General features: G+C 59.2%; 19 protein-coding genes. 13 read left to right on the top strand and 6 right to left on the bottom strand.

The window, feature by feature from the left end; translation table 11 throughout:
- The first annotated feature begins 26 nt into the window (after nt 1-26).
- Genes rpsM through rplQ form a run of 5 tightly spaced genes read left to right on the top strand, consistent with a single transcriptional unit; the run spans nt 27 to nt 2,874 of the window.
- Complete coding sequence (rpsM, locus tag ACYCZ5_RS07290; RefSeq protein ID WP_461544130.1) at nt 27-392, top strand: 30S ribosomal protein S13; 366 nt, start codon at nt 27-29, stop codon at nt 390-392.
- Nucleotides 393-412: 20 nt separating this feature from the next.
- Nucleotides 413-802 carry a 30S ribosomal protein S11 gene (rpsK, locus tag ACYCZ5_RS07285; protein ID WP_461544129.1) on the top strand — a complete coding sequence of 130 codons (390 nt, stop codon included), beginning with the start codon at nt 413-415 and terminating at the stop codon, nt 800-802.
- 12 nt (nt 803-814) lie between these two features.
- Complete coding sequence (rpsD, locus tag ACYCZ5_RS07280) at nt 815-1,444, top strand: 30S ribosomal protein S4 (protein ID WP_461544128.1); 630 nt, start codon at nt 815-817, stop codon at nt 1,442-1,444.
- 17 nt (nt 1,445-1,461) lie between these two features.
- The gene (locus tag ACYCZ5_RS07275) at nt 1,462-2,436 is read left to right on the top strand and encodes a DNA-directed RNA polymerase subunit alpha (protein WP_461544127.1); all 975 of its coding nucleotides are present in this window, start codon (nt 1,462-1,464) and stop codon (nt 2,434-2,436) included.
- A 45-nt stretch (nt 2,437-2,481) separates the two neighbouring features.
- On the top strand, nt 2,482-2,874 hold the full coding sequence (rplQ, locus tag ACYCZ5_RS07270) for a 50S ribosomal protein L17 (protein WP_461544126.1): 393 nt from the start codon (nt 2,482-2,484) through the stop codon (nt 2,872-2,874).
- Between the two features lie 87 nt (nt 2,875-2,961).
- On the opposite strand, the gene uvrA is transcribed toward rplQ, so the two are convergent.
- Complete coding sequence (gene uvrA / locus ACYCZ5_RS07265) at nt 2,962-5,781, bottom strand: excinuclease ABC subunit UvrA (protein WP_461544125.1); 2,820 nt, start codon at nt 5,779-5,781, stop codon at nt 2,962-2,964.
- Between the two features lie 201 nt (nt 5,782-5,982).
- On the opposite strand from uvrA, the gene ACYCZ5_RS07260 reads away from it, so the two are divergent.
- Genes ACYCZ5_RS07260 through ACYCZ5_RS07245 form a run of 4 tightly spaced genes read left to right on the top strand, consistent with a single transcriptional unit; the run spans nt 5,983 to nt 9,494 of the window.
- Nucleotides 5,983-7,338 (top strand): MFS transporter, encoded by a 1,356-nt coding sequence (locus ACYCZ5_RS07260; protein ID WP_461544124.1) that lies wholly within the window; start codon nt 5,983-5,985, stop codon nt 7,336-7,338.
- Nucleotide 7,339: 1 nt separating this feature from the next.
- Nucleotides 7,340-7,807, top strand: a complete 468-nt coding sequence (locus ACYCZ5_RS07255; RefSeq protein WP_461544123.1) for a single-stranded DNA-binding protein — start codon at nt 7,340-7,342, stop codon at nt 7,805-7,807.
- A 33-nt stretch (nt 7,808-7,840) separates the two neighbouring features.
- On the top strand, nt 7,841-8,407 hold the full coding sequence (gene greB, locus ACYCZ5_RS07250) for a transcription elongation factor GreB (RefSeq protein WP_461544122.1): 567 nt from the start codon (nt 7,841-7,843) through the stop codon (nt 8,405-8,407).
- Between the two features lie 10 nt (nt 8,408-8,417).
- Nucleotides 8,418-9,494, top strand: a complete 1,077-nt coding sequence (locus tag ACYCZ5_RS07245) for a calcium:cation antiporter (RefSeq protein WP_461544121.1) — start codon at nt 8,418-8,420, stop codon at nt 9,492-9,494.
- A 49-nt stretch (nt 9,495-9,543) separates the two neighbouring features.
- Here ACYCZ5_RS07245 and ACYCZ5_RS07240 read toward each other — a convergent pair whose 3' ends face one another.
- From ACYCZ5_RS07240 to purM, 5 genes are read right to left on the bottom strand one after another with little or no spacing between them, the layout of a single operon-like run.
- The gene (locus ACYCZ5_RS07240) at nt 9,544-10,857 is read right to left on the bottom strand and encodes an RsmB/NOP family class I SAM-dependent RNA methyltransferase (protein WP_461544120.1); all 1,314 of its coding nucleotides are present in this window, start codon (nt 10,855-10,857) and stop codon (nt 9,544-9,546) included.
- 8 nt (nt 10,858-10,865) lie between these two features.
- Complete coding sequence (locus tag ACYCZ5_RS07235) at nt 10,866-11,984, bottom strand: DUF3108 domain-containing protein (protein ID WP_461544119.1); 1,119 nt, start codon at nt 11,982-11,984, stop codon at nt 10,866-10,868.
- A complete protein-coding gene (locus ACYCZ5_RS07230) occupies nt 11,981-12,682 on the bottom strand; it encodes a DUF3108 domain-containing protein (RefSeq protein WP_461544118.1) in 702 nt (233 codons plus the stop codon). Before ACYCZ5_RS07230 ends, ACYCZ5_RS07235 begins: the two co-directional genes overlap by 4 nt.
- Before the next feature lies 1 nt (nt 12,683).
- Nucleotides 12,684-13,331, bottom strand: a complete 648-nt coding sequence (gene purN / locus ACYCZ5_RS07225) for a phosphoribosylglycinamide formyltransferase (protein ID WP_461544117.1) — start codon at nt 13,329-13,331, stop codon at nt 12,684-12,686.
- Nucleotides 13,332-14,372, bottom strand: coding sequence for a phosphoribosylformylglycinamidine cyclo-ligase (gene purM, locus ACYCZ5_RS07220; RefSeq protein ID WP_461544116.1), 1,041 nt, complete (start codon nt 14,370-14,372; stop codon nt 13,332-13,334).
- Nucleotides 14,373-14,435: 63 nt separating this feature from the next.
- Between purM and ACYCZ5_RS07215 the strand changes: the two genes are divergently transcribed.
- The 4 genes from ACYCZ5_RS07215 (at nt 14,436) to ACYCZ5_RS07200 (ending at nt 17,642) form a co-directional block, all read left to right on the top strand.
- On the top strand, nt 14,436-15,497 hold the full coding sequence (locus ACYCZ5_RS07215; protein WP_461544115.1) for an AI-2E family transporter: 1,062 nt from the start codon (nt 14,436-14,438) through the stop codon (nt 15,495-15,497).
- On the top strand, nt 15,494-16,144 hold the full coding sequence (hda, locus tag ACYCZ5_RS07210) for a DnaA regulatory inactivator Hda (protein ID WP_461544114.1): 651 nt from the start codon (nt 15,494-15,496) through the stop codon (nt 16,142-16,144). The genes ACYCZ5_RS07215 and hda overlap by 4 nt, the downstream gene beginning before the upstream one ends.
- A gap of 90 nt (nt 16,145-16,234) precedes the next feature.
- On the top strand, nt 16,235-16,915 hold the full coding sequence (locus ACYCZ5_RS07205; protein ID WP_461544113.1) for a hypothetical protein: 681 nt from the start codon (nt 16,235-16,237) through the stop codon (nt 16,913-16,915).
- 64 nt (nt 16,916-16,979) lie between these two features.
- On the top strand, nt 16,980-17,642 hold the full coding sequence (locus tag ACYCZ5_RS07200) for a histidinol-phosphatase (RefSeq protein ID WP_461544112.1): 663 nt from the start codon (nt 16,980-16,982) through the stop codon (nt 17,640-17,642).
- Nucleotides 17,643-17,698 lie beyond the last annotated feature (56 nt).

Here is a 17,698-nt window from a genome sequence, read left to right as displayed (position 1 = left end):
CAACTTTTGAACGATAGGGTAGCTGCATGGCTCGTATTGCCGGTGTAAACATTCCAAACCATCAACACGCAGTGATTGCGTTGACCGCCATTTATGGCATCGGACGCACACGTGCGCAGCAGATTTGTGCTGCAGCAGGCGTGTTGACTTCTTCCAAGATGAAAGACATCAGCGATTCCGAAATGGAAAAGCTGCGCGATGAAGTCGCCAAGTTCACCGTTGAGGGTGACCTGCGTCGTGAAGTCACCATGAATATCAAGCGCCTGATGGATATGGGCTGCTACCGTGGTTTGCGTCATCGTCGCGGCTTGCCGAGCCGTGGTCAGCGTACCCGCACCAATGCACGCACCCGTAAAGGTCCGCGTAAATCCATCGCTGGCGCGAAAAAGTAATTAAGTAGAGGACAGCAGACATGGCTAAGACCAGCACGAAAGTGCGTAAAAAAGTAAAGAAGAACGTAGCTGAAGGCATCGCGCACGTTCACGCTTCCTTCAACAACACCATCGTGACCATCACGGACCGTCAGGGCAACACACTGGCATGGTCTACAAGTGGCGCGCAGGGCTTCAAGGGTTCTCGCAAGAGCACGCCATTCGCTGCACAGATCGCTGCCGAAGTCGTTGGCAAGTCTGCAGTCGAGTGTGGTGTGAAGAATCTGGAAGTGCGCATCAAGGGTCCAGGCCCGGGTCGCGAATCCGCTGTGCGTGCGTTGAACGCCGCCGGTTTCAAAATCACCAGCATTTCGGATATCACGCCGGTACCGCACAACGGTTGCCGTCCTCCGAAGAAGCGTCGTATTTAAGGAGTATCGATCTTGGCTAGAAATCTTGATGCAAAGTGCCGTAAGTGCCGTCGCGAAGGCGAGAAGCTGTTTCTGAAGGCAGAGAAGTGTTTTACCGACAAGTGCGCGGTCGAGCGTCGTGCGTATCCTCCCGGTCAGCACGGTCAGCGCCGTAACCAGCGCATGTCCGAGTACGGTGGCCAGCTGCGTGAAAAGCAGAAGGTACGTCGTATCTACGGGATCCTGGAAGGCCAGTTCCGTCTGATCTACAAGCGTGCAACGACCGCCAAGGGCATTACCGGCGAGAACCTGTTGCAACTGCTGGAATCCCGTTTGGACAACGTCGCCTATCGTATGGGCTTCGGCGGTTCTCGTGCTGAAGCACGTCAGACCGTGCGTCACAACAGCATTCTGGTCAACGGCAAGCGTGTGAACATCCCCTCTTACATCGTTAAGCCGGGTGATGTGGTCGAAGTCAACGAGAAGTCTCGCGCACAACTGCGTCTGAAGGCATCTCTGGACGCGGCAGCGCAGCGCGGTTTCCCGGAATGGCTGGACGTGGATGCCAAGGCATTCAAGGGCACCTTCAAGGCTGTTCCGCAGCGTACCGAATTGCCTGCAACCATCAATGAGCACCTCATTGTCGAGTTGTATTCCAAGTAATCAACGCGGAGTCGCATATGCCTACAAATAATCTGTTGAAGCCTCGCATCATCGACGTCCAGAACATCTCCGCCACCCAGGCGCGTGTTGTGATGGAGCCGTTCGAGCGCGGCTACGGCCATACGCTGGGCAATGCCCTGCGTCGCATCCTGCTGTCTTCCATGCCCGGCTATGCCGTGACAGAAGTGAAGATCGCCGGTGTGCTGCACGAATACTCCCCGATCGACGGCGTGCAGGAAGACGTGGTCGAGATCCTGTTGAACCTGAAGGGGCTGGTTCTGAAGCTGCACGGTGCGCCTGAGGCCACACTGCAACTGAAGAAGTCCGGCGCCGGCGTGGTCACTGCTGCCGACATCGAAGTCGATGCCGACACCGAAGTGATCAACCCCAACCATGTCATCGCCCACCTCACGGCAGGCGGTAAGTTGGACATGGAGATCAAGATCGAGCAAGGTCGCGGTTATGTTTCCGCTATCTCGCGTCAGCAGCCGGGTGCGGCGACACGTCCGGTGGGCCACATCGCCCTGGATGCTTCGTTCAGCCCGATCTCGCGCGTCAGCTATGCAGTCGAGAGCGCTCGCGTCGAGCAGCGTACCGACTTGGACAAGCTGATCTTTGACATCGAGACCAACAGTGCCATCGATCCGGAAGAAGCCATCCGTTACGCAGCGCGTATCCTGGTTGAGCAGTTCTCCGTGTTCGCAGCACTGGAAGGCACACCGGCTCCGGTCGAGAAGCCCGCTGCACCGAAGGTTGATCCGATGCTGCTGCGTCCGGTCGATGATCTGGAACTGACTCCGCGCTCTTCGAACTGTTTGAAGGCACAGAGCATCCATTACATCGGCGACCTGATCCAGTACACCGAAGCCGACCTGCTGCGCACCCCGAATCTGGGCCGCAAGTCTCTTAACGAGATCAAGCAAGTGCTGGCCGAACACGACTTGTCGCTGGGTATCAAGCTGGAAAACTGGACGGCAGTGGCCGAGAAATAAAGCTCGCCCGGTAGACACCGGGTCAGAAAGCAAGAGAGGAAAATCATGCGTCACCGTTTAGGACTTAGAAAACTCAACCGCACCAGCAGCCACCGTCTGGCTATGTTGCGCAATATGACCGTTTCGTTGCTGCGTCACGAAGCGATCAAGACCACCTTGCCGAAGGCCAAGGAACTGCGCCGTGTGGCAGAGCCTATCCTGACGCTGGGCAAGAACCCAAGCTTGGCCAATCGTCGTCTGGCGTTCGCCCGTCTGCGTGACCGCGAGATGGTCACCAAGTTGTTCGACGAACTCGGCCCGCGCTATGCAACACGCAACGGCGGCTACTCGCGCATCCTGAAGTTCGGTTTCCGCAAGGGCGACAATGCTCCTATGGCACTGATCGAACTGGTGGATCGTCCGACAGCAGCAGAAGCAGTGGAAGTAGCTGGCGAGTAAGTTTAGCTACACGCCATAGAAAAGGCCGGGATCATCCCGGCCTTTTTCATTTCTTGGCTAGCGACCGGTATCGCCGGTCGCCGTTCATCACTTGCCCAATAGCTTCTTCAGGTAAGGCCCGGTCACACTGTCATTGTCCGCCGCGATGTCCTTGGGCGAACCCTGCGACACGATGCGCCCGCCGCCTTCGCCGCCCTCCGGCCCCATGTCGATCACCCAGTCAGCAGTCTTGATTACGTCCAGATTGTGCTCGATGATCACCAGCGTATTACCCTGGTCGCGCAAAGTGTGGATTACCTTCAGCAGCATATCGATATCATGGAAATGCAGGCCTGTGGTCGGCTCGTCGAGGATGTAGAGCGTGCGGCCTGTATCGCGCTTGGACAGTTCCAGCGAGAGTTTCACACGTTGTGCTTCGCCGCCTGAAAGCGTGGTCGCACTCTGTCCGAGCGTGATGTAACCCAACCCGACATCCAGCAATGTCTGCAGCTTGCGTTTGATCACCGGCACAGCATTGAAGAACGCATGCGCGTGCTCCACTGTCATCTCCAACACCTGATGGATGTTCTGTCCCTTGTACAGCACTTCCAGCGTCTCGCGGTTGTAGCGCTGGCCGTGGCACACATCGCACGGCACATACACATCCGGCAAAAAGTGCATCTCAACCTTGATCACGCCGTCGCCTTGGCACGACTCGCAGCGTCCGCCCTTCACGTTGAACGAGAAACGTCCCGGCCCGTAACCGCGCTCGCGCGAGGTCGGCACGCCGGAGAACAGGTCACGTATCGGTGTGAACAACCCAGTGTAGGTCGCAGGATTAGAGCGCGGCGTGCGCCCGATGGGTGACTGATCCACACTGATCACCTTGTCGAAGAACTCCAATCCCTCGATCTCGCGATGCGGCGCGGGTACGGCATTGCTGCCGTACAGGTGTTGTGCCACGGCGTTGTACAAGGTGTCGTTGATGAGTGTGGATTTGCCCGATCCGGACACGCCTGCCACACAGGTCAGTAATCCGACTGGCAGATCCAGGGTCACATCTTTCAGGTTGTTGCCCGACGCGCCGATGATCTTCAGCCTGCGCTCGGGATCGGGCTTGCGATAGGTCTTGGGTGGCTTGATGGTCTTGCGGCCGGACAGGTAATCGCCGGTCAGCGAACTCGGGTTGGCGATCACTTCCTCTGCCGTGCCTTGTGCCACCACCATGCCGCCGTGTTCGCCCGCGCCCGGCCCCATATCCACCACATAGTCGGCGGTGCGTATCGCGTCCTCGTCATGCTCCACCACGATCACGCTGTTGCCCATATCGCGCAGACGCTTCAATGTATCCAGCAAGCGGTCATTGTCGCGCTGGTGCAAACCGATGGAAGGCTCATCTAGCACATACATCACGCCGGTCAAGCCCGAACCGATCTGCGATGCCAAGCGGATGCGCTGCGCCTCGCCGCCGGAGAGCGTCTCGGCAGAACGTTCCAGTGAAAGATATTCGAGACCCACGTTGTTCAGGAAGGTCAGGCGGCTGGCGATCTCCTGCACGATCTTCTCGGCGATGGCCTGCTTGTTGCCCGGCAGCTGTACGTTGCTGAAGAAAGTCAGTGCCTGCTTCAGCGGCAACGCACTCAAATCAAAGATGGTGCGATCAGCCACGCGCACATGACGAGCTTCTTCGCGCAGACGCGTACCTTTGCATTCGGTGCATGCACAGCTGTTCAGGAATTTCGCTAGTTCCTCGCGTACCGTGGGCGACTCAGTCTCTTTGTAACGACGCTCCAGGTTGTTCACGATGCCCTCGAACGGATGCTCGCGCAGTATCTTCTTGCCGCGCTCGTTCAGGTAGGTGAAGGCTATCTCGTCGTTGCCGCTGCCGTACAGCACCACCGTCTGGGTCTTCTCGGGCAGGCTCTCGAAAGACTGTTCCAGATCGAAATCGTAATGTTTGGCCAGACTATCCAGCATCTGGAAATAGAACTGATTGCGTCGATCCCAGCCTTTGATTGCGCCGCCAGAGAGCGATAGATTGGGGAAGGCCACGATGCGTGCCGGATCGAAGAACGAGATCACGCCCAAGCCGTCGCACTTCGGGCAAGCGCCCATCGGACTGTTGAACGAGAACAGACGCGGCTCCAACTCCTGCAGAGAATAGTTGCAGATCGGGCAGGCGAACTTGGCTGAGAACAGGTGTTCCTTGCCGGAATCCATCTCCACCGCCAGTGCGCGACCGTCCGCGTGGCGCAATGCGGTTTCAAACGACTCCGCCAGCCGTTGTTTGATGTCAGCGGTCACTTTCAATCTATCCACCACGATCTCGATGGTGTGCTTGGAGTTCTTCGCCAGCTTGGGCAGGTTGTCCATCTCGCACACCTTGCCGTTCACACGCAGCCGCACAAAACCCTGCGCACGCAGCTCGTCGAACAGATCCAGCTGCTCACCCTTGCGTCCCACCACCACAGGCGACAGGATCATCACCTTGGTGCCTTCCGGCAATGCCAGCACCGAGTCCACCATCTGCCCGACCGACTGGGCCTGCAACACGATGTCATGCTGCGGGCAATGCGGATCGCCCGCACGCGCAAACAGCAGACGCAGGTAATCGTGGATCTCGGTCACCGTACCCACCGTCGAGCGCGGGTTGTGTGAGGTCGCCTTCTGCTCGATGGCGATGGCAGGCGAAAGCCCCTCGATCAGATCGACGTCGGGTTTTTCCATCAACTGCAGGAACTGGCGTGCATATGCCGAAAGCGATTCCACATAGCGCCGCTGCCCCTCGGCATACAGCGTATCGAACGCGAGCGAGGACTTGCCAGAGCCGGAAAGGCCGGTGATCACCACCAGTTGATTGCGGGGCAGATCGAGGCTGATGTTCTTGAGATTGTGGGTGCGTGCACCGCGTATCTTGATGTATTCCATGTGAGGCAGAGGACCAATAAAAACGACCTGCCAATATACGCGAAAACGGGAGCTTACCCAACAGCAGTGTCCGGATGGAAAGTGGGGATTGCGGCGACAGGGATGGGAGTGGGTTGGCTATCAGGCGTATAGCCAGACCTGTTAACATACGCCCCTTCCGAAACCCCGATTTTCAGCTTCATGTCCGCTTCAGATTCCGCAATGACCCCGTTCGAGCGCCGTGCCAGTATCGGCCTCGCGAGCATCTATGGCCTGCGCATGCTGGGCCTGTTCATCATCCTGCCCATCTTCGCTTTGTATGCCGAAGAGTTGCCGGGCGGGGAGAGCCATTTCCTGATCGGGGTGGCGCTGGGGGCGTATGGCTTGACGCAGGCGATCCTGCAGATCCCGGCGGGTTGGTTGTCGGACCGTTACGGGCGCAAGCCCATTATCATCATCGGTTTGTTGCTGTTCGCGGCGGGCAGTTTCATCGCTGCCTCGGCGGACGATATCTACTGGATCATCGCCGGACGCGTGATCCAGGGCGCAGGAGCGATCAATGCCGCGGTGATGGCGCTGACGGCAGACCTGACGCGCGAGGAGCATCGCACCAAGGCGATGGCGATGATAGGCATGACCATCGGCGTGACGTTCTCGCTGTCGATGGTTTTGTCGCCGTTGCTGTACAAGTCCATCGGCATGTCGGGCATGTTCGAGCTGACCGGCGTGCTGGCCTTCGTGTCCATCGCGATGGTGTTGTGGTACATCCCGCAGCCGCGCATCACACGTTTCCATTCCGATACCGAGGCGAACACCAGCAAGCTGAAGGAAGTGTTGCACAACGCCGACCTGCTACGCATGGACTTCGGCGTGTTCACTTTGCACGCGATCCTGATGTCGGTGTTCATGCAGGTGCCGTTCATCCTGCGCGCTAACGGGCTGGATGCGACGCATCAGTGGCAGGTGTATCTGCCGGTGATGCTGATCGCTTTCGTGCTGATGGTGCCGCCCATCATCATCGCGGAGAAGAAAGCAAAACTGAAGCAGGTGTTCATGGTGGCCATCGGTCTGGCGGCGCTCGCGCAACTGGGCATCCTGTTCCTGCAGGATAGTCTGTGGGGCATGGCGCTCACGTTGCTGGTGTTCTTCACCGCCTTCAACGTGCTGGAAGCGACGCAGCCCTCCATCGTCAGCAAGATCGCGCCGCTGGCGTCCAAGGGCACGGCGATGGGCGTATTCAGCAGCGTACAGTTCCTGGGCGCGTTCTTCGGTTCGGCCATGGGTGGTTTGTTGATGCAGCTGTACGGTGGCAATGCGGTGCTGATCTTCGCGGTGGCGATGCTGCTGGTGTGGTTGGTGGTGGCATCCGGCATGCGAGCGCCGGAGCCTCTGATGACGAAGATGTATCACCTGCCCGAGATGGATGATGCGGCGGCGAGCACATTGCGCCTGTCTCTGGCACAATTGCGCGGCGTACGCGAGGTGCTGGTGGTGGCGAGCGAGCAGATCGCCTGCATCAAAGTGGAAATGGGCGGATTCGACGAAGACGCGATAGAACAATTAGTGAAGGGAGCATGAGATGTCAGTGAATAAAGCAATTCTGGTGGGCCGTCTGGGTAAAGACCCGGAGACCCGTTATATGACTAGCGGCGAAGCAGTGACCAACGTCACACTGGCGACTTCCGAGAACTATAAAGACAAGAGCGGCGAGAAGCAGGAACGCACCGAATGGCACAACCTGGTGTTCTATCGCCGTCTGGCCGAGATCGCCGGTGAATATCTGAAGAAGGGTTCGCAGATATATGTCGAAGGCCGCATCCAGACCCGCAAGTGGCAGGACAAGGAAGGCAAGGACCGTTACACCACCGAGATCGTGGTGAACGAGATGAAGATGCTGGGCGGCAAGGCCGGCGGCGGTGGCAGCTTCGAAGTGATGGACGACGGCGGTTCTTCCGCACCGGCACGCAGTGCGCCGGCGGCACGTCCCGCTGCAGCACCTGCGGCGAAGGGCAACTTCGACAACTTCGACGACGATATCCCGTTTTAAGGGGTACGTTTAGAAACACTTCAAGCAACACCCGTGAGCAAAGCTTTCACCCGCGAGAACGACACCGACGATGATGACGACGATGCGGTGTCGTTGCCCGCACTCCCCGCAGGAACCAAGAACTACATGACCCCGGCGGGTTACCGCCGCCTCAAGGATGAGTACATGCATCTGTTGGACGTGGAGCGTCCATCTGTCGTGCAGACCGTCTCGTGGGCGGCGGGCAACGGCGACCGTTCCGAGAACGGCGATTACATCTACGGCAAGAGGCGCTTGCGCGAGATCGACCGCCGCCTGCGCTTCCTCGCCAAACGCATGGAAAACTCGGAGGTCGTCGATCCGGCGCAGCGCAAGGGCTGCGAGCAAGTGTTCTTCGGCGCCTCGGTAACGGTGTGCCACGAAGACGGTCAGGAGCGCACTTACAGCATCGTCGGCATAGACGAGGCGAACGCCAGCAAAGGCCATGTCAGCTGGGTGTCACCGCTGGCGCGCGTGCTGCTGAAGGCGCGCGAGGACGACGTGCTGATGCTGCCCCTGCCGGACGGAGTGGAAGAGTTGGTGGTGGTGAGAGTGGAATACCGCGAAATTGATTTCAACTGAAAGAACGCATATGAAAAACATCAAATCAGAATATCCCATCGCCGTTGCGCTTCTTGTGCTCGGTGTTGGCTTTGCGCTGGAGCACGGCGCGGTCGAACACGGCGGCTTCATGCTGTGGGGCCTGCTGGGCGTGATCCTGGCCGCTATCATCGGCGTCGCCTTCCGCATCGCGCACCATGCCGAGGTATTGGCGGTGCGCTTTGGCGAACCCTATGGCACGCTGATCCTCACACTGGCAGCCGTGTCGGTGGAGGTGGTGATACTGGTCGTGCTGCTGCAAGGGGTACCGAATCCCACGCTGGCACGCGACACGGTGTTCGCGGCCGTGATGTTCGATATCAACGGCATTCTCGGTCTGGCCGCCATCGTTGGCGGACTGAAGCACGGGCAGACCAAGTACAACATCTCCTCGGCCAATTCCTTCGTCGCCATGCTGCTGGTCGCCATCGGCATCGGTATGTTCATCCCGGATTTCGTGCCGGACGAGCAATGGCAGGTCTATTCAATCTTCTCGGTGCTCACCATGTCGGTGATGTATGCGGCATTCCTGCGCCTGCAGACGGTGGAACACCGCACCTTCTTCGAATATTCGTCGGTGACCGAGGAAGAGGCGCACGACACGGTGCACAGCCCGAATGCGCTGCATGTGGGCATCATGCTGGGCGCTATCGTGCTGGTCGGTTTACTGTCCGAAGTATTATCGGTGTTGCTGGATGCGGGGCTGGCCGGAAGCAGTCTGCCCAAGGCGATCCCTGCGGTGCTGGTGGCACTGATCTCGGCCAGTCCGGAGATCCTTACCGCTCTGCGTGCGGCGCAGAACAATCGCATGCAGACAACGGTCAATATCGCGCTGGGAGCGTCGCTGGCGACCGTGCTGCTGACGTTGCCGGTGATCGAGGCAATCGCCCTGTTCACCGGAGAGCGCATCGTGATGGCACTGACGCCGGTGCAGGGCGGTCTGCTGTTGCTGACCTTCCTGACGGTGATGAACAACTTGCACGACGGCGAGACCAATGCCATCGAGGGCATCAGTCACTTCGCGCTGTTCGCCGCATTCATCGCTCTGGTGACGATGGGCTTGATGTAAGGCAGGGATGTTCAGGGCGCCGTGATGAAAGTCGCGGCACCCAGTATCGTTACGCGACCTCTTCTTCTGCGTCCTCGGTGGCGATGTCTGCAGGCTGACCCGTGCGTTCCAGCACGGCGGCGAAGAAACCGTCGGTGTTGTGCTGCTGCGGGGTGAGTTGCAGGTAGTCGCCCATAGCCAGGTCGATGTGGTGCTGCTTCAGCACTTCGCTGGCCGGCAGCAATGTGAAATCGGGATGTGCGGTCAGGAATGCGCTGACGATGTCCTGGTTCTCTTCCTGCAACACGCTGCAAGTCGCATACACCAGCCTGCCGCCTTTCTTCAGCAGGCGCGCGGCCGAATCCAGAATGGCGCGTTGCTTCTCTTTCAACTCCTCCACACTCTGCACCGACTGGCGGAACTTCAGGTCGGGGTTGCGGCGCAGGGTGCCCAGCCCGCTGCACGGCGCATCCACCAGCACGCGGTCGATCTTGCCGGCGAGTCGTTTGATCTTCTGGTCGTTCTCGTGCGCAATGAGTTGCGGTTGCACGTTGGACAGGCCGGAGCGTTTCAAACGCGGCTTGAGATTGGTCAGGCGTTTCTCCGACACGTCCCACGCATACAAACGACCCTGCGAATTCATCAGCGCACCCAGCATCAGGGTCTTGCCGCCCGCACCGGCGCAGAAATCCACCACCATATCGTTGCGCTTCGGTGCCAGCATCAAACCGAGCAGTTGGCTGCCCTCGTCCTGCACTTCGAATTTTCCGGAGAGGAACAGCGCGTGTTTGTTCAGCGCCGGTTTGTATTTAAGACGGATGCCGTAGGGCGAGAACGGTGTGGCCGTGGCTTCGTAGCCTTCGGCTTGCAGCGATTGCAGCACTTCGTTGCGGTTGGCCAATTGCGAATTGACGCGCAGGTCGAGCGGGGCGGACTGTTGCATGGACTGGCCGAGCGTCAGGATTTCGTCGTCGCTGCGATACGCGCGCAGTTTTTCCACGATCCACTCCGGCAGTTCGGCCTGGATGGAGAGTGGCAAGGTTGTGGTGTCGATGCTTTTGACTTTGACCAGCCATTCTTCTTCTTTCACCTTGAGCAAAGGCTTCAGTTCGCGCAGGTTGTAACCACCGAAACGTACCCAGTAGCCAAGCGCCATGCGGCGGGCCGAGGCGATACCTTTTTCTTCCATGGTGCTGCCGTATTCAAGCAACATGCGATGGCGCAATACGCCGAACAGTGTTTCCGCCACCAGTTTGCGTTCGTTGGAGCCGATGCGCTCGGTCTGGAAGAAGTTGCGCAGCACGGCATCTGCCGGGTGCTCCATCTTCAGTGCGGCGCGCACTGCCTGGATGGTGAGGTCGAGACGATATTCTGTGAGTAGCATGCTGTTTCCTATTCCTCCGCTATGCGGATGTCTGTGATGATTGCCTCGCCGGAGATGCTGCCGTCGCGATCTATGTGGCGCAGTTTGACCGGCAATAGACGATATTCCTGCGCGAACCATATCTCCAGCCCTTCCTTGCCGGGCGGATGCAATTTGCGGAAGTGTACCGTGTGCAGCTTGCCCAGCGGTGTGATCAGTTCTTTATTGGTAACGATCTCGAACTTGTATTTCTCCCAGTCGCGTCCGTTGGTGATGGCGATGGGCAATACATCGCCTGTCTCTGGCAAGGGAGGGAACTGGTAGAGGATGCTCAGGATGTCTTGTGTGGATTCCTTGAGTGGTATCTGGTGACCGGAGGAGAAGGAGATCTGCTGCGCAGCATAGTCGAGCCTGACGCTGTCCTTGCGCTGTTCGCCGTCGTTTTCCTTGTCCTCGCTGTACTGCTGCGGATGCAACACGGTGCCGTCGGTTTCGCCACTGCTGGTCTGGATCAGTTTGTAGGATTTCACCAGTCGTGCCAAGCCGACTGTGCGCGTGGTCGCAATGAGTTCGTAACGGCCATCCGCGATCTGTAATTCATGCCGCGCTTCGCCTACCGCCATACCGTTCTTGCCGATACGCACCTGGAATTTCAGGAAGGCATGTTTGGGCAGCGCGGGGCGCGGGGACGGTGCTGCTTCTGCGATCACAGGGGCTATGGCAGGCGCAGAAGCAGCGGCCACAGCGGAGGCAGCCATCTCTGGTGTGGCCGCCGCGACCTGACTGGCGGGCGTGGGCGTATCGCTTGCCGCGACGGCGGAGGCGGGAGAGGTTACGGCGACTTGGCTGGCTGGCAACGCGGGTTCTGGAGTGGCGGCCACACTGGAAGCAGCGGCTACCGCGCTGGCTGCTGCGGCCAGCGTATCGGTAGGCGTTGCAGCGGGTTTGGGGCGAGGCGTGGCGGGACGCTTGCTTGCCGTACGCACCTGCGGCAGCGGCACCAGTTTTGCGATCAAGGGCGGCAGATCGGGTTCCGCTTCAGGTAACTGGATAGGCGGTAGCCACATCAGCAGGGCATGGATCGCGAGGGAGACTGCCAGGGCGATAGCGAGACGCTGCCGGACGGGCGACAAGGCTGCGAAGTTCACGGCACCATGTTCAGTGTGCGCAGGACTTGTGTCAGTTGCGCACCATCGTCTTCAGTTACGACCACTTTGCATGGGACGAAACCGTGATCGATGGCAAGCCAGATCTCGGACTTCCATTTGGTCTTTTGCGGCGGCGTATAGAGGTAATAGCTGCGCAGGTTGCCGAATGGCACTTGTACGGTCTGGGCCGGATTCAACTGATAGCGGTACGCTTCGACTTTTTGGCCGTTGGTCATGTCGAAGCGGAATTCAAGGCGGCCATACGGCGGTTGAATGACGAATTGATACATGATGCTCAAGCGGTCTTGTGTATAGGGTCGCAGCGCGAGCAGCTGGATGCCGCTCTGGCCACTCAATGTCAATTCGCTGCGTTCCCAATCAAAATCTGCACTGCTGTTCTTCTCGGTGTTGCGGGTGCGGCGATGGGTAAAGTGTCGAGGCAGCAGTCCCGTCTCGCCGATCTCACCTTCGCTGGTCAACACGATGGTCTCGGGCTGGAACAGCGCCAGCAGGCCGACCGGTTTGGTCACACTGACGATGCGGTAGCGATCATCCTTGCGTTCGAATACCTCGTTGACCTCGGCCAGCTTGATGCCCTGCTTGAGGATGTCATAACTCGCTTCGATCCGCAGCGGCAACGGTTCCGCTTGCAGGCTGAGCGAAAGGCTGGCGATGAACAGAACGAGCAGGGCGCGCATCTCAGTCCAGCCCCGGCGAGATCAGTGTGCTGCCGAGTTGCTCCATACGGTCGACGGAAACACGGCCGTCTGCATCGAGTCGTGCCTGATCGCGGCATAACCAGCGCACCGCCTGCGGGAAGATGCGGTGCTCTTCGTGCAGCACACGTGCCGACAGAGTCTGCGGTGTATCGTCATGCAGCACCGGCACGGCGGCCTGGATGATGATGGGGCCGCCATCCAGTGCAGGCGTGACGAAGTGCACCGAGCAACCGTGGATCTTCACGCCGTCCTGCAGCGCGCGCGCATGCGTGTCCACGCCGGTGTAGGCAGGCAGCAGCGAAGGGTGGATGTTGATCATGCGGCCCGTGTAGCGATGCACGAAACCGTCGGTGAGGATGCGCATGAAGCCGGCCAATATGATGAAGTCCGGCTGGTAACGGTCGATCTCCTGCGCCAGTGCCGCATCGAATGCTTCACGGTCGGTATAGTCGCGATGCGACACCACTGCCGTATCGATGCCATTTGCGCGGGCAATCTCCAGCCCCTGCGCGTCGGCCTTGTTGCTGATCACGGCGGAGATGCGGCAGGGCAGCTTGGCACGCAGCAACGCTTCCATGTTGCTGCCGCGGCCGGAGATGAGGATGACGATGTTCTTCTGTGCGGGCATTTATTTGACTTGCGTCTGATGCTCGTCGCCAGCGCGGGCACGGATAGTGCCGATGCGCGATACGGTCTCGCCTGCCGCCTGCAATTGCTTGATCGCAGTGTCCGCGTCGGCGGCGGCAACGATCACCACCATGCCGATGCCGCAGTTGAAGGTGCGGAACATCTCTTGCGCTTCGACGTTGCCGCCTTCGCGCAACCATTCGAACAGTTTCGGCATCAGCCAGGTCTTGCTGTCGATGTCTGCGACCACATTGGCGGGCAGTACGCGCGGTACGTTCTCGGTGATGCCGCCGCCGGTGATGTGCGCCATGCCTTTGATGGTGATGCTTTGCATCAGGCTCAGCAGAGGCTTCACGTACAGGCGTGTCGGGGCCATGATGCAATCGGCCAGCGAGCGTTCGCCGTCGAACTTGGCGTTCATGTCGGGTTTGCTGCGGGCGATGATCTTGCGCACCAGCGAATAGCCGTTGGAGTGCGCACCGTTGGAGGCCAGACCCAGCACCACATCGCCTGGCTGGATGGTCTCGCCGGTAATGATCTTGGATTTTTCGACCACGCCGACCGCGAAACCGGCCAGATCGTACTCGCCTTCCGGATACATGCCAGGCATCTCGGCGGTCTCGCCTCCGATCAGTGCGCAGCCCGAATCCTCACAGCCTTTGGCGATGCCCTTGATGACTTCGGTCGCGCTGGGAACGTCCAGCTTGCCGCAGGCGAAGTAGTCGAGGAAGAACAGCGGTTCGGCACCCTGCACCAGGATGTCGTTGACGCTCATCGCGACCAGATCGATGCCGACCGTGTCATGGCGGTTCAGCTCGAACGCCAGCTTGAGCTTGGTGCCGACACCGTCGGTGCCGGACACCAGCACCGGCTCCTTGAATTTCTTGGAGATCTCGACCAGTCCGCCGAAGCCGCCGATACCGGACAGCACTTCGGGGCGCATGGTGCGCTTGGCATAGGGTTTGATGTTCTCGACCAGTTGGTCGCCGGCATCGATATCGACACCGGCATCGCGGTAGGAGAGGGGGGAATTCTGGCTCAAGTTGAGTTCTCGCTTTCTGGCAGGTAAAGTGCAGCACGTTTTTCGTCGCGGATTTTACCCGAAATGACCGTCTCCCGCTCTGTTGCCATGCAGTGGCTAGCCTTGACAGCCGCCGCATTCGCGCTGCTCTATCTGCTGGCCCCTATCCTCGCCCCGTTCGTGGCGGCGGCCATCCTCGCCTACGTGTTCGATCCGCTGGTGGGGCGTATGTGTGTTTGGAAGTTGCCTCGTGCGCTGGCGGTGTTGCTGGTGATGCTGGGCGCGCTGCTGCTGGGACTGGCGCTACTGCTGATCATGCTGCCATTGCTGCAGCAGGAATCGTCCCTGCTGGTTCAGCGAATACCGCAATGGCTGGACGCCGCCCGGGTGCATCTGCTGCCGACCTTGCAGCAATGGTTCGGGGTGGAGTTGGAATGGGACAATGCCGCGCTGAAGCTGTTGCTGGTCGACCACTGGCAACGGGCCGGCGGGCTGGCCTCGGGCGTGCTGCTGCCCTGGCTGGGCGATAGCGGCAGCGCCTTGCTGGCCTTGTTCGCCAATCTGTTGTTGATCCCGGTGGTGATGTTCTATCTGCTGCGCGACTGGGACGATCTGCTGGCGCGCGTGGATGGCTTGTTGCCGCGTCATTGGCACACGCAGATCCGCCAGCTTGCTGGTGAAGCTGACCAAGTGCTGGCCGAGTTCCTGCGCGGGCAGATTGCGGTGATGCTGTTGATGAGCGGGTTCTATGTGGTCGTCCTGTGGTTGGTGGGGCTGGAGTTTGCACTGCCCATCGGCATCGTGGCCGGTATGTTGGTGTTCATACCTTATCTGGGCATGGTGCTGGGGCTGTTACTGGCGACGCTGGCAGCCTTGATGCAATTCGGTTTCGGCAGCGATCTGCTGGTGGTGTGGGCGGTGTTCGGCGCGGGTCAATTGCTGGAAGGTATGGTCATTACCCCCTGGCTGGTGGGCGAGCGCATCGGCCTGCATCCGCTGGCGGTGATCTTCGCCTTGCTCGCTTTTGGCCAGTTGTTCGGTTTCTTTGGCCTTTTGCTGGCATTGCCGCTGGCAGCGGTATTGCTGGTCGTGCTGCGCCATCTGCGTGAACAATATCTTTCCAGCACGATGTATCTCAAACCATGAGCCAGATGCTGCTGGGCATCGCGCCGGAATGGGTGCCGACGCTGGATAACTTCGTTGCCGGTCGCAATGTCGAATTGCTTGCTGCCTTGCGGCAGGCTGCTGCCGGCGCGGCAGAGGTGCGTGCCGTGTATCTGTGGGGCGAGAAGGGTAGTGGCAAGAGCCATTTGCTGCAAGCGATGGTGGCGCAAGCGGCAGCGCAGGGTGCGCATTACGCGGAACGTGCCGTGCCCGAGGAGGCCGGCGTGGTGGCGGTCGATGACGCCGAAGCACTGGACGACGCAGCGCAGATCGCCCTGTTCGAGCTCTATAACCGTATGCGCGAGCAGGGCGGCTTGTTGCTGGTGAGTGGCACGCAAGCCCCCGTCCATCTTGGATTGCGTGACGATCTGCGTACACGCCTCGGCTGGGGGCTGGTGTATCAGGTGCACGCGCTCAGCGACGAGGAAAAGGCCGAAGCCTTGCGCCAGCATGCTGGCGCGCGCGGCTTCGAACTGCCGCACGAAGTCACCCACTACCTGTTGCGACACGGTCGGCGCGATCTGCCATCGCTGTTGCGGGTGCTGGATGCACTGGATGAACATTGCCTGCGTTTGAAGCGTGTCGCTTCGGTGCCACTCCTGAAAGAAGTGATGGCGGGCCAAAGCTGAATTTGGCACAATCTTGCCGGGCTGGCGCGGGGCGGCGGCTTTGCAAGCTACGATTACTAACTTTCTTTCAAACAATAAGGGGGCTTCACGATGTTGAAAAAAGCGACACTGGCAGCACTGGTTCTGGCGACACTTCCTATGCAGGCTTACGCAGCAGACGGCATGATGAAATTGGATGCGCATGTATCGACGCTCGGAGGCGGCTTGGAGCTTGCCATGCCAATGACCGAGCGTTATACCGCTCGACTCGGATACAACACTTTCAAATTCAGCGCTAACGAAAACTCAGGCGGAGTGACTTTCTCGGGCGACCTGAAGCTGTCCAGCGTAACTGCATTGGTCGACTGGCGTCCATGGAGTGGCGTAACGCATCTGACTGGAGGGGTGATCTTTAATAGCAACAAGCTTGAGTTGGCAGGTACCGTTGCAAGTGGTTCGACCTATGATGCATCGGGCACAACATTTACTTGTGCTTCCGCCGGAGGATGTGGTGTGAATACATCAGTCGGTTTCAATAAGGTTTCACCTTATCTGGGCATCGGCTGGAGCGGTCAACCCAAGAAGCAGGGTTTTTCTTTCAGCACCGACATAGGTATTCTGTTCCAGGGCTCTCCCAGTGCCTCAGTGAATTCGCGAGGGACTTGGACGGCAGGGGGTGTTTCGACGACCACGGCCGCGCTGGATGCAGATGCTCAAAAACAACTAAACAGCGATCTGAGCAGTTTCAAATACTATCCAGTCATCTCGGTCGGTATCGGCTACACGTTCTAAAGCGCCAGCAAACTGGACGCACGAGGCCTGCAGCGATGCAGGCCTTTTTCATCAAGGAGAGCATGTGAATCTGGCTTTATTCGATCTGGACAATACCCTGTTGAGTGGCGACAGCGATTTCGAGTGGTCGCAGTTCCTGATCGAGCAGGGGGTGCTCGATCGCGAACTGTTCGAGGCGAAGAACCTGGCGTTCTATGAACAGTACAAAGCAGGCACGCTGGATATCCACGAGTTCCTCGATTTCCAGTTGAAGCCCTTGTCGCGCCATGCGCGCAAGGTGCTGGATGAATGGCATGAAGAATTCATGCGTATCAAGGTGCGTCCGATGATGGGTGACAAGGCGCGCGAGCTGGTGAAGAAGCATCTGGCCGCTGGCGATGTGTGCGTGGTGATCACCGCCACCAACAGTTTCGTCACCGCTCCCATCGTGCGCGAGTTCGGCATCGAACATCTGATCGCCACCGACCCCGAGCAGAAGGATGGTGAATTCACTGGTGCTGTGGCGGGCGTGCCCAGCTTCCGCGAGGGCAAGGTCGCGCGCATGGAGCAGTGGCTGGGCGAGCGCGGCTGGGATTGGGATAGCTTCGAGCAGAGCTGTTTCTACAGCGATTCTCTGAACGATCTGCCCTTGCTGTCCAAAGTGAAACGCCCAGTCGCAGTCGACCCGGATGCGACTTTGCGGGCGCATGCAGAAGCCCGTGGTTGGCCTGTCATTTCCCTGCGTTAAGAGGCTGCCGGCGCGGGTGCTATAATCCGCGCCCATTGTCGCGCCGCTAGTGGCGG

It is taken from the genome of Sideroxydans sp. (assembly GCF_054604835.1).
This window is presented reverse-complemented; position numbering and strand designations above follow the sequence as displayed.